This window comes from Neisseria sp. HMSC055H02, from assembly GCF_001813335.1.
Taxonomy (GTDB): Bacteria; Pseudomonadota; Gammaproteobacteria; order Burkholderiales; family Neisseriaceae; genus Neisseria; species Neisseria sicca_C.
In genome coordinates, this window is sequence record NZ_KV812071.1 from 1 (window position 1) to 13,010 (window position 13,010).

Consider the following 13,010-nt stretch of genomic DNA (forward strand, 5'->3'; position numbering starts at 1 on the left):
AGCTGGGCGACGTTGACGGCGTCGGTGGCTTTTACGCCTTTGGCTACGTTGCTGATGGCTTTGTTGCCAGCGTCGATGCCGTCAGCAGTGATGTTCACATCGCCTGCTTTCAGACCGTCTTTGCTCAGCGCTACTTTGTCGCCGACTTTGACGCCGTTGTTGTTCACAACGGTCTCGCCTGCGGTCAGGCTGTCAGCCTTCAGGTCTTTAGCGGTAGAAACTTTGTAAACGTTAGAACCGCCTGTTTTGTCGGTTTCAACGACGATGTTGTCGTCGCCGCTTTCCACACGACCTGAATTGGCTTTTAACTGGGCAACGTTGACGGCATCAGTATCTGCCTCGCCTGCGGCGACGTTGGCGATTTTATTGCCGCCGTTGTCCAAACCGTCTTTGGTCAGGCTGACAGCTTGTTTGCCGCTGTTTGGTGCCGGCGTCAGGGTGATGCCGGTTGCCGTAGTGTCGGCTTTGTTGCCGTCTTTGTCGGAAATGCTGCTGCCGTCGGCTTTGAACGCGCTGTGGCCGCCGTCGGTATTGCTCAATTCGATGCCTTTTGCGTTCAGCAAGTTGGTATTGCCGCTCGCTTCGGTCAGCTCGATATTGCCCGCGACGGATTTGGTGGTATTGCCTGCCTTGTCGGTCAAAGTATTGCCTTCGGCTGTCGAAGCGTTGACTTCACCGTCTTTTCCAACCAAGGTAACGTTGCCGCCATTGATGGTCGTGGAGCTGCCGTCGGTATCGAACCGCGCGCTGTTCAAACCTTGCAAATCTTTGGCAAGTTTGACGTTGAGCGTACCGTTAAGGTCGTCTGAAACCACGCCGATGTTGTTGTCGGACAGTTTCGCCGCATCCGCACCGCCTTTAACCAAGACTTGGTTGCCGAGTTTGCGCTCGAAATTCTTGTCTGCGTTGTCACCGCCGAAAGTCAGGCCTTTTTGCAGCTCGGTACCGATGTTGTCCAACGCGCCTTGTACGGTGTTGACAGGTGCGGCCTGCGTACCGTCGGTTTTGGTTACGACCAGATTCGGTACTTCAACCGCGCCGGTAGTCGGATTGACGGTTGCGCCCAATGCGGTTGCCAACGGAGTGAGCTGGCTGACGTTGACGGCGTCGGTATTGTTCACACCGGCAGCGATGTCGGTTGCTTTCTTACCGCCGTTAGACAGACCTTCGGTCGTCAGTTTGACGGGATTTGCCGCCGTGCCGACGGTCACGCCGTCTGCAGAAACGGTGGTTTTGCCGCCTGCTGCGTCGACGAATTCAGACGAGGTCAGACCTTTCAGCTCTTTCGCCAGTTTGACGTTGAGCGTGCCGGTCGTGTCGTCTGAAACCACGCCGATGTTGTTACTGTCGGACAGTTTGGCTTCATCTGCCTCACCGCCTTTAACAGTCACAGTGCTGCCCAAACGTCGAGTTGAGGGCGTACCGGCATCAGCGGCAAACGTCAGAGGAGTGCGTACTGCATCGCTTAACGCACTTAATGCTTCTCCGACAGTATGGTAAGTCGCTACGCTGCTACTATCCGGATTACCTGAAATAACTGTGTAATCCGGTGCAGTAATAGTACCGTCGGCAGGATTAACCTTCGTGCCAAGTGCTTTGGCAACTTTGTCAAGCTGGGATACGTTTACCGCATCGTTTTGCTTCTGGCCATCTTTAACGTTACCGATAGTCGTCGGAGTCGAAGTTTGAGGGTCGGTCGGATTCAATGCGGCAATCGTTACGTCATTACCTGTATAGACAGAGTTATCCTCTACATCGACAAACTTAACGGTGCGCGTTTGCGTAAGCGGATCAACGGTGACTTCACGTCTCAACATTTTGCCGTTGGAACCAATATAGGAGAACGGTGTTGAATTACTAACCGTAGTCAATGTAGTTACATGGACGTTTTTAATTGCATCCGATAACTGCTCAAAATTCACTGCATCAGACGGATCACTGCCTTTGGCAACATTGATAATTTTGTTGTTTGCCATATCCAAGCCGCCATTTGCCGTAATCTTGCCGGCAAAAGTCGGATTATCAACGGTATTGATGCTGACTGCGCCTTTATTTTGGCTCAAACGGATATTTTGACCTGCTTCCAACGTAATGGTCGCACCATTGGTAATTTCTTCCAAAGAATAGTTTTCAGCAACACCATTGGTATTGTTGGTTTTAGCCGTATTCAGCTTGAACGACTTGTAAGAGGCGTTGTTGATGGAAGCAATGGCATCATGAATAGTGCTTTCACCCGTACCGCCGATGTTAGTCATCTTAATAGTGCCGTCATTCGTAATGGCTGCGTTTCCACCCAATACGCCGACTGCGCTCTTACCGATGTTGTTCATGACGTTTTGAGTTGCATAAAGCTGGCTGCCATTGATGGCATCGGTGCTGTTGTTGCTGATGCGGCCTGCGGCGACGTTGGTAATCGTACGTTCTTTGCCTGCCGTGCCGATGCTGAGTGTGGACTCAGGGGCGTTACCTGCAAAGTTGCCGAAAGTCAGACCGCCAACGGTGGCAGAGGTCGTCTGAACGGCTGCTTCAGTCGCGGAATTGGCACCCAATGCGATGGAGTCTGCATGAGCGGCATTGGCGTTTTTACCGAGCGCAATAGCGTTGCTTGCAGAGGCTTTTGCCGCATCGCCGAAGGCAAAGGTGTCGCCTGCGGTGGCTTTGGCGTTTTTACCGAAGGCTACGGCACGGTTTTGCGTGGCTTGGGCGTTGTAGCCGATGGCGATGGCATCTTCCCCTTGTGCGTCTGCTTCGTTACCCAATGCTAAGGCATTGCTGGCAGAAGCTTTGCTTTGGCGGCCTGCCGCGACAGTACCGAAAGCAGTTGCGCGGGTATTGTGCCCCAACGCGGTCGCACCTGCCGCCGTGGACTGGCTGTATGCGCCGATTGCGGTGGCGGAATCTTGGTTGGCGATTGCGCCGTCACCGACCGCTACGCTGGATTTGCCCAATGCTTTGGAAGACTGACCGCCTGCGAAGGAGTTTTGACCATAGGCGTTGGACGCTTGACCGACGGCGGTAGCGTTGGTGCCGCTGGCTTTGGTGTTCGCACCGATGGCGACGGAGCCTTCACCTTTAGTCAAACCGTTGACACTCGCATCGGATGCCGTGTCTTCGTTGACAGTAGCGTTTTTACCAATGGCGATAGAGTTGGAAATTACCGCCTGCGCGCCCGTACCGACGGCTACGGCAAATTCGCCCGCAGCTTGGGCATCTGCGCCTGCTGCCAGAGCATCCAATCCGGTTGCGCCGTTATTGTTGTAGTTGCCTCGGGTATCAGAGGCCGTATTAACGCTGTAAAAATGGCTGGAGCTGCCGCCGCCTAATTGGTCGATTTTGTTGTTCATCGCTTCCAAAGCGTCATGAACATTGGCTGTGCCTGTGCCGCCCAAGTTACTCAGGGTCAGATTGCCCTCATTATCGATTTGGGTATCGCCGCCCAAGGCGTTTTTGACGTTGTTACCCAAGTTGAGCAGGTAAGAATTGGTCGCGTAAAGCTGGCTGCCGTTGATGGCGTCGGTGCTGGTTGCGCTGATAACACCCGCAGAGACGTTTTGAATTTGACGGGTAAAGTTGTTGGCAGGGGTGGCTGCATCGACTTTACCGACGGAAACCGTACCGTAAGACCATGTACCGGCGGCTGTGTAGTTACCGTTCAGTGTGTAATCGCCACTGTGGTGCGCTTCGGTCAAACTGCCGCCACCCAAAGCAACATCGTTTTCATTGACGGCATGGGATTCGTAACCCAAGGCAAGTGCTTTGACAGCATCAGCTTTGGTATATGCACCCAAAGTAACCGCACCTGCTTTTGCCGAAGCCGCAGATACACCCAAGGCGACAGTATTGCCTTCCGCAGCATTGGCGGAATGACCGATAGCAATAGCTTCTGCAGCAAGTGCTTTAGTCGTATTACCAAAGGCAATCGAGCTGTTGCCCGTTGCTTGGGTGTCAAGACCCATCGCCATTGCATAGTCTTCTGAAGCGACAGCGTTGCTGCCGATGGCAATGCCGTTGAGCTTGCTGTTGGTTACCTTCGCCATGTTACCGATGGCTACGGCAAAACGACCGGAGGCATTAGAATCGATACCCAATGCGACCGCCTCACTGCCCGATGCGTTGGCACGCTGACCCACCGCGACGGAAGAAACGGCTCCGGCAACAGTCTCGTGACCGATGGCTACGGTTTCGTGTGCGCTGGCATTGGCAGTCTTACCGATGGCGACGGAGTTGTCGCCGCTGGCTTTGGAAACCATACCGACGGCAACTGCGGATTCTTTTTCTGCCAATGCGGTTTTACCGATGGCGACGGTGTTGCTGAAGCTGCCTTTTGCAGCTTCACCGATGGCGACAGTGGAAGTGACGTTCAGTTTTTGGGCATCCGTACCCATGCCTGCTTCCCTACCGATAGCGACGTTGTTCGCACCGGACACGAATGCGCCGGAACGCAAGCCGAGGGCAATATTGTCTACGCCGGTAGCGTTGTTGCCCGTACCTTTACCGATGGAGATTTGGCGTTCGTTGGTATAGGCATTGCGACCGCTGTCCGCGCCGATATAGACGGTGTCCGCACCGACTGTGCGCCCTGCGGAAACGGCAGCATCGTAAACACCTGCGTTCGTACCTACTACGATATTGCCCGTACCTGCCGCTAGGGCTTTGTTACCGATGGCAACGGCGTTGTTGGCGGTGGCTTGGCTGTTTTGTCCGAGCGAAGTAGAAGTTTCTGCAGTAGCAGTCGCTTCTTTACCGACTGCGACGCTGCTCATACCGGTTGCCTGAGTGGCAAAACCGACAGCAATCGCGCCTTTGGCAGAAGCAGTGGTTTGCGGACCGGCAGCCAAGGCGTTTTCAGCACCTGCATTGCTGTCCACGCCTAAGGCTGTGGCGCGCAGGCCGTTTGCCGTGCTGTTTTTACCGACGGCAGTAGTATCTTTTGGGGTAGCATTTGCGGCCGAACCGATGGCGATGGCATCCGAATTGCCTGCTTTGGCTCCATAGCCGATGGCTGTTGAGTAATGACCAACCGCAGTCGCCCCTTTATCCGCCGCCTGACCGCCGCCAATCGCGATGGATGATGTGCCCTGCGCATTCGCTTTACCGCCGATGGCAACACCGTAAGCTCCCGAACCTGCAGCCAACTCACCCACAGCAATCGCCCGTTGCGCTGAAGCCACAGCAGTACCCATTATTGCCAAGCTGGCAGGACCTGATGCTTTGGCACCTCTGCCGGATGAACTCGAACCGCCGATAGCGACGGCACTCAACCCCGAAGTAGTGGAGTTAAAACCGATTGCAACACCGTTGCCTGCGATATCGGTTACAACGGAGCTGGTACCGATCGCAACGGAGGAACTGCCCTGCGCATTCGAGCTGTCGCCGACTGCGATACTGCCGCTTTTGGTTTTGGCCAGGTATCCGATGGAAATGTTTTTAGGCTCCGAACCTGTCGCACCGGTACCGATGTAAACAGAATGGCTGCTGTTGGAATCAACGCCCGCCGACGAACCGATGGCGATGACATTATTGACTCCCGAACCTCCTTTCAGTGCGCTCTCGCCAATGGAAATATTGCGGCCGCCGGAAGAAACGGTATCGCCTGCCAATTTTCCGATACTGACATCAGCCTCACCTTTTGCTGATGCCGTCTGACCCATGGCGATAGATTGATTGTGGTTGGCACTTGCCGCCGCACCAATGGCAATTGCACCGGTTGCACGGGACGGCTCATCACTCGGACCTGCAGTGGAAGAATTGGCACCGATAACGACATTGGTTTCCCCTTTGGAAGATGCCCCTTGTCCCATCACGACGGATTTGCCTTGTTTGGGTATGGTTCCGGGTATGACATCTGAAGCTTTCGTAGTCTCGTCGCCGCAAACCACGTTGTAGCTGGTGGTATCGAAATAGCAGGTGTTGTAGTCGGTACCTTCGACAGCTTCAGCGACGGTTTTGCCGTTGGCAAGGGTTTGTCCGTTATTTTCTGCCGCCATAACTTGACCGCTTGCAAGCAGCAGACCGGACATAATGGCGGTAAACGCGAAGCGCACGCCTGCGGAGGCAACGATGCCGCCTATACCTGATGAAGCCGTTTTCCCATGCGCTTTGGCAAATTCTGCCACCGCGTTCCACGTCTGTGTGGTTTCGTTCCATACGACACGATAGATTTTATTCATGCTGTCTCTCTGTTTTAAAATGTTAAACAAATAAATTTAATATATTATTGGTTTTCGGAAGTACCTGATTTTTAAAATTCCGGACCAACACTGAAAATGAAAACACCGTATTCGATACCGATATTTCAATTGCAAAAATCATTCAACGGATATGACGGATATTGTCACTTTCGAACAAATTTCAGAATTTATCTATACCTAAGATAACAATCTCCCAAGCATCGTTTATCGACCTTTTGGCTATTTATATGTCCGCTTATCTTTGATATCTTCTATTTTCTTAACTTTATTTTGCAATTAAAGTGAAACTTTATCTTTTATTTGAAAGCAATTTATATGCCAAAATCCTTTTTCCTGAATTCATCCGTACTGGAAAAATGATATTTTTAAGTATCCGGAATCCAAAATAAGAAAAGAGGTCGTCTGAAAACGTTTCAGACGACCTCTGTAAACCTTATGCTGATTAAATATTAATGAATGATGTTTCGGATACCATCTTCAGCAAGTTGGCGATGTTAAGCGGCATTATTCTGTATAATGCCGCTATGTTTTTGAAACAAGGAATACAAATGCTTACCCCAGAACAAGTCAAATCGCTGATTGAAGGCGTTGCCGCTTGCGAACACGTCGAAGTCGAAGGCGACGGACATCACTTTTTCGCCGTCATCGTTTCTTCCGAGTTTGAAGGCAAAGCCCGCCTCGCCCGCCACCGCCTGATTAAAGACGGTCTGAAGGCGCAATTGGCCAGCAACGAATTGCACGCGCTGTCGATTTCCGTTGCCGCCACCCCTGCGGAATGGGCGGCGAAGCAGCAATAAGCCAGCCGTACAGCAGGCAAGAAGAAAGTCGTCTGAAAACGTTTCAGACGACCTTCTTGTTTACTGTTTTACCATGCGGCGGTATCAATCGAGCAACGCGTCCACAAAAGCGCGCGCGTCAAACGGGCGCAAATCGTCTATGCCTTCGCCCACGCCGATGTAGCGGACGGGGACGGGGCGGTCGGAGGCAAGCGCGGCGAGGATGCCGCCTTTTGCCGTGCCGTCGAGTTTGGTCACAATCAGCCCCGTCAGCCCCAGCGCATCGTCAAAGGCTTTGACTTGGTTGACAGCGTTTTGCCCGATGTTGGCATCGAGGACGACGATGATTTCGTGCGGCGCGTCGGGCATCGCTTTTTGCAACACGCGCTTCACTTTTTTGATTTCTTCCATCAAATGAAGCTGCGTGGGCAGACGGCCGGCGGTGTCGGCCAGCACGATGTCGATGCCGCGCGCTTTGGCGGCTTGGACGGCATCGAAGCAGACGGCGGCGGAATCGCCTGTGGTTTGCGAAATGACGGTAACGTTGTTGCGTTCGCCCCATGCCTGAAGCTGCTCGCGGGCGGCGGCGCGGAAGGTGTCGCCTGCGGCAAGCAGCACGGATTTGCCCTGAGCTTGGAAATATTTGGCGAGTTTGCCGATGGAAGTGGTTTTACCCGCGCCGTTGATGCCCGCCAACATGATGACGAACGGCTCTTTCGTGTCGGGCAAGACCAGCGGTTTTTCCAACGGTTTAATCAAGTCGTACAAAGCTTCTTTCAATGCGCCGCGCAACTCGTTGCCGTCTTTCAGTCCTTTGAGGCTGACGCGGTTGCGCACGTCTTTCATCAGGTATTCCGTCGCTTCCATACCCATGTCGCTGGTAATCAGCACGGTTTCCAGCTCTTCGTACAAATCTTCGTCGATTTGCCCGCCGCCGAACACGCCCGCCAGCGATTTCGCCATTTTGTCGCGCGATTTGGTTAAACCCTGTTTCAAACGCGCCGCCCAGCCGAGTTTGGGTTCGGTTTCGGACGGTTCAGAGGTTTCAGACGACGTTGCGACGGCTGTATTTTCAGGGGTTTTTACGGAATGTTCTTCGGATGTTGCAGGCGCGGCTTCGGCTTGGGTTTCTAAGGCTTCGACAGTTTCTGCGGTTTCAGACGACCCGTCGCTGACCGCTTCATGGACGTGTTCTACCGCTGCGGAAACATTTTCGGCAACGGTTTCTCCGACGGCTTCAACGCGTTCTTCCACTTTTTCGACCGTTTCAGACGACGTTTCGCCGACTGCCTCGCGGACGTGTTCGACCGTTTCGGAAACATGTTCAGCCACAGTCTCGCGGATTTCTTCGGCGCGTTCTTTTGCGTTTTCTACCGCCGTTTCGACTGCCGCCGTCAGCTCTTCCGCTTTTTCGCCGATGTTTTCCTGAACCGTTTCAAGCGTTTGCGAAACGGTGGTTTCGGCGTGTTCTACGGCTTCGGCGGCGGTTTCCTGAATGCGGGTTTCTTCTTGAGCGGGCGTTTCCTGTTTTTTCTTGCGGCGGAAGAAGCTGAACATTGAATTTTCCTTTTAATTTTAGAAGCTTGAAATAGAGCGTATTGTAGCGTATTTTACGCGGCAAGGTCGTCTGAAAATCCAGGCTGTAAGGTTTTGGCATCTTCAACGTCTAATAATACAAACCATCCACACAGGAAACATTAGAGATGAAACCCCGTACCTTCTTTTCCCTTTGCGCCAAGTTCGGCTGCCTGTTTGCGCTGGGCGCCTGTTCGCCCAAAATCGCCGATGCCGAAGCCGCGACCGTGCCGCACACCTTGTCCACTTTGAAAACCGCGGACAACCGCCCCGCCAGCGTTTATTTGAAAAAAGACAAACCCACCCTGATTAAATTCTGGGCGAGCTGGTGTCCTTTGTGTTTGTCCGAATTGGGGCAGACCGAAAAATGGGCGCAGGATAAGCGGTTCAGCTCCGCCAACTTGATTACCGTCGCGTCCCCCGGCTTTTTGCACGAGAAAAAAGACGGCGACTTTCAAAAATGGTATGCCGGTTTGAACTATCCCAAGCTGCCCGTCGTGACCGACAACGGCGGCACCATCGCCCAAAGCCTGAATATCAGCGTTTACCCTTCGTGGGCGTTAATCGGTAAAGACGGCGACGTGCAGCGCATCGTCAAAGGCAGCATCAACGAAGCGCAGGCATTGGCGTTAATCCGTGACCCGAATGCCGATTTAGGTCGTCTGAAAAACGCGTTCTACAAACCCGACACACAGAAAAAGGATTCAAAAATCATGAACACGCGCACCATCTACCTCGCCGGCGGCTGCTTCTGGGGCTTGGAAGCCTATTTCCAACGCATAGACGGCGTGGTGGACGCCGTATCCGGCTACGCCAACGGCAAAACAAAAAATCCGAGCTACGAAGATGTGTCCTACCGCGACACGGGCCATGCCGAGACCGTCAAAGTCACCTACGATGCCGACAAACTCAGCCTCGACGACATCCTGCAATACTATTTCCGCGTCGTTGACCCGACCAGCCTCAACAAACAAGGCAACGACACCGGCACGCAATACCGCAGCGGCGTGTACTACACCGACCCCGCCGAAAAAGCCGTCATCGCCGCCGCCCTCAAACGCGAGCAGCAAAAATACCAACAGCCCCTCGTCGTCGAAAACGAGCCGCTGAAAAACTTCTACGACGCCGAGGAATACCATCAGGACTACCTGATTAAAAACCCCAACGGCTATTGCCACATCGACATCCGCAAAGCCGACGAACCGCTGCCGGGCAAAACCAAAGCCGCCCCGCAAGGCAAAGGCTTCGACGCGGCAACGTATAAAAAACCCAGCGATGCCGAACTCAAACGCATCCTGACCGAAGAGCAATACCAAGTTACCCAAAAAAGCGCAACCGAATACGCCTTCAGCCACGAATACGACCATCTGTTCAAACCCGGCATTTATGTGGACGTCGTCAGCGGCGAACCCCTGTTCAGTTCCGCCGACAAATTCGATTCCGGCTGCGGCTGGCCGAGCTTCACCCGCCCGATTAACGCCGCCGCCGTTACCGAACACGACGATTTCAGCTACAACATGCGCCGCATCGAAGTGCGCAGCCATGCCGCCGATTCGCACTTGGGACACGTCTTCCCCGACGGCCCCAAAGACAAAGGCGGCCTGCGCTACTGCATCAACGGCGCGAGCCTGAAATTCATCCCGCTGGAACAAATGGACGCGGCAGGCTACGGCGCATTGAAAGGCAAAGTGAAATAAAGGCGCGATAACACGAAAGGTCGTCTGAAAACGGCGGGTCGGGTATGAATGCCCGGCCCGCAAATTTTAGTGAATCGAAATAACAGACTTGCATACTATCATTTTCAGAAATGTTTCGCGATTTCCTTCATTTCAAGCCTCTGTATTTCCGCCTGCGTGAAAATGACAGCCGATGGGAATAGGCGTATTGAAAGTTGAATGAATCAGCTAAGGAAGAAAGGTCGTCTGAAAACCTGATTTTCAAGTTTTCAGACGACCTTTCATTCATTCCGACAAACCGTTCAGCCTTTCGGATAAAACCGCACCACGTTTTCCCCCTCGGGCAGCGTCAGTTTCTTCACGGCATGGCCGTACACGGTTTCGAGCGTGACGGTCAGACCGCCTTCGGTTTCAAAAATCTTATCCACAAATGCTTCAGTCGCTTGGGCGTCGCTGAATTTCAAGGCGTGCCATAGCCCTAAGGTTTCCATGTCCTGCCGGAACGTCGCCGCCTTGCGGTAGCTCAATTCGAGCTTGGCGGTATCGGTCACGGGGTCGTAGAAACCGTTGTCGGCAAGCATGTCGCCGAGGTCGTGCATATCGATTAAGGTCGGCGTTTCACAGGCTATCCCTGCGCTTTTCAGACGACCTGTCAGCTCGGTCAGGCTGTCGCGGCCAAAATGGGTGAAGAATAATAAACCGTCTGTTTTCAAAGCGTTTGCCCAATTTTTCAGGACGGGCAGGATTTCGTCCGCGCGGGGCAGGCTGAGGTTCGCCCACAACATATCGGCACAGGCTTCGGGCAGCGGGTCGGTCAAGGCTTGGCAGTGTTGCGGGACGGTTTTGCCGGTGAGTTTTTGCCAAAAACCGCTTTTGCGCGCGGCTGCGGCGGTTTGGAGGAAATCGGCGCGCGGGTCGTATTCTTCGAATACGGCGTTCGGATAACGCGCGGCAAGCAGGCTGCGGCTGATGTCCGCGTCCGCACCGACCAGCAGGATGCGTTTGGGCGCGTTGCGGACGATTTGCAGCCGCTCGTCGGTGTCTTGGGCCAGATGGCGGTGGATTTGCCAGCGTTTGTCTTGGGGGTTCATGTTTCAGACGACCTTTTTCTTCTTTTTTGAAGGGGTGGTTTTTTGCGGTGTGATGTAGGTTGGCGCAGGTTTCAAACCAAATTATACAAGGTTAAAGACCGGCAGAAATGCGCCTGCCGGTCTTTGTTTGAGCGGATTTCAGACGACCTTACCAATAGCCCAAAGCCTTCCACCACAATCCGCCGACAACGATAAATACCAGCAGGTTTACCACGCTCATGATAAAGCCCGCCTTCCACCATTCGCCCAGCGTCGTATAGCCCGAACCGAAAACAACAGGCGCGGTGCCGGTGGCGTAGTGGGTCAGTGTCATCATCAGGCTTGACGCGGCGGCAAGCATCAGACCGAACCCCATCGGCGGCGCACCCAAAAACAGTCCTGCCGCGTAAAACGCGCCGAACATCGCCGTAATGTGGGCGGTGGTGCTGGCGAACATATAATGCGCGTACATATAAATCAGCATCAGCAAAGCCGACGCGCCGACCCAGCCCATGCCGGTATTTTTAATGTTGCTGCCGAGCATATCCGAAAACCAGCCGATCAGACCGAGCTTGTTCAGGAAAGAAGCCATCATCACCAGCGCGGAGAACCATACTACCGTATCCCACGCCCCTTTTTCCTTCAAGACATCGTCCCAAGTCAGCACGCCCGACAAAAGCAGCAGCGACAAGCCGATAAAGGCGGTGGTGGTGGGGCTGACGGCGAAAGCCTTGCCGAAAATCATCGCCGGAACGCCTGCCCACAAAATCAGCAATACGGCAAAAATCGCCAACATGGTTTTCTCGCCGCGGTTCATCGGCCCCTGTTCTCTCAGGTGGTCTTTGGCAAACTGCGCCGCGTTGGGTGTTTCCTTGATTTCGGGCGGATAAATGAAATACAGCACCAGCGGCATCAGAAACATCGCCACCAAACCCGGCAGCAGCATCGCCAAAGCCCAAGTGCCCCAGCTCAAATGAATCTCGCTGTTTGTTGCCTTGGCAATCAAATCGACCACCAGCGGATTGGGTGCGGTGGCGGTGATGAACATTGCAGATGAAATCGGATTGCTGTGGTAATTCACCAAAGCCAGATAGCGGCCGATGCGCCCCTGCGTTCCTTTTTCAGGGTCGGAATCATAGCTGGTCGAAATCGCTTTCATCACGGGGTGGATAATGCCGCCGCCGCGCGCGGTGTTGCTGGGCGTGACCGGCGCGAGAATCAGCTCCGACAGGGCCAGGCTGTAACCGATACCCAGCGTTTTCTTGCCGAACACCGAAATAAAATAATAGCCGATACGTGCGCCCAAACCCGTTTTCAAAATCCCGCGCGAAATCATGATCGAAATACCGATCAGCCAAATCAGCGGGTCGGCAAACGAACTCAAGGCATCCTTAATTGCCACATCCGCCGGCTTTTTAATCGGATTGCCGTCCGCACCCAGCTCGGGTACCGTTACCTGCGTTAAAGCCACCATCATCATGGCGATAATCGACAATGCCCCGATCGGCATCGCCTTGCCGATAATCGCCGCAATCACGCCGACAAACATCGCCAACAAATGCCAAGCCTGCGGCGTCACGCCGTCAGGGACGGGGATGACGAACCAAATCAATAATGCCAAGCCCACCGCAATCGCAGCGGGTATGGGTTTGAAACCGATTTTTTCCATACCGACACTCCTTTTTGAATCGACAATATAGTGGATTAACTTTAAATCAGGAC

Annotated in this window: 6 protein-coding genes; 2 read left to right on the forward strand and 4 right to left on the reverse strand. The window is 53.7% G+C overall.

Annotation, left to right across the window (positions count from 1 at the left end; genetic code table 11):
* The coding region (locus HMPREF2907_RS02300; RefSeq protein WP_070679617.1) for an ESPR-type extended signal peptide-containing protein at positions 1-6,170 on the reverse strand (6,170 nt) is incomplete at its 3' end.
* A 569-nt stretch (positions 6,171-6,739) separates the two neighbouring features.
* Between HMPREF2907_RS02300 and HMPREF2907_RS02305 the strand changes: the two genes are divergently transcribed.
* Positions 6,740-6,988: a BolA family protein gene (locus HMPREF2907_RS02305; RefSeq protein ID WP_029609441.1), complete on the forward strand. Its 249-nt coding sequence runs from the start codon at positions 6,740-6,742 to the stop codon at positions 6,986-6,988.
* Positions 6,989-7,072: 84 nt separating this feature from the next.
* Here the strand turns inward: HMPREF2907_RS02305 and ftsY are convergent, their stop codons facing one another.
* Positions 7,073-8,524, reverse strand: coding sequence for a signal recognition particle-docking protein FtsY (gene ftsY / locus HMPREF2907_RS02310; RefSeq protein ID WP_083310651.1), 1,452 nt, complete (start codon positions 8,522-8,524; stop codon positions 7,073-7,075).
* A gap of 146 nt (positions 8,525-8,670) precedes the next feature.
* Here ftsY and msrAB point away from each other — a divergent pair, with 146 nt between their 5' ends.
* On the forward strand, positions 8,671-10,239 hold the full coding sequence (gene msrAB, locus HMPREF2907_RS02315) for a bifunctional peptide-methionine (S)-S-oxide reductase MsrA/peptide-methionine (R)-S-oxide reductase MsrB (protein WP_070679621.1): 1,569 nt from the start codon (positions 8,671-8,673) through the stop codon (positions 10,237-10,239).
* Between the two features lie 281 nt (positions 10,240-10,520).
* Here msrAB and HMPREF2907_RS02320 read toward each other — a convergent pair whose 3' ends face one another.
* Both HMPREF2907_RS02320 and HMPREF2907_RS02325 read right to left on the reverse strand, forming a co-directional pair.
* Positions 10,521-11,309, reverse strand: coding sequence for a class I SAM-dependent methyltransferase (locus HMPREF2907_RS02320; protein WP_070679624.1), 789 nt, complete (start codon positions 11,307-11,309; stop codon positions 10,521-10,523).
* A 148-nt stretch (positions 11,310-11,457) separates the two neighbouring features.
* On the reverse strand, positions 11,458-12,957 hold the full coding sequence (locus HMPREF2907_RS02325; protein WP_083310652.1) for a DASS family sodium-coupled anion symporter: 1,500 nt from the start codon (positions 12,955-12,957) through the stop codon (positions 11,458-11,460).
* Positions 12,958-13,010: the final 53 nt, after the last annotated feature.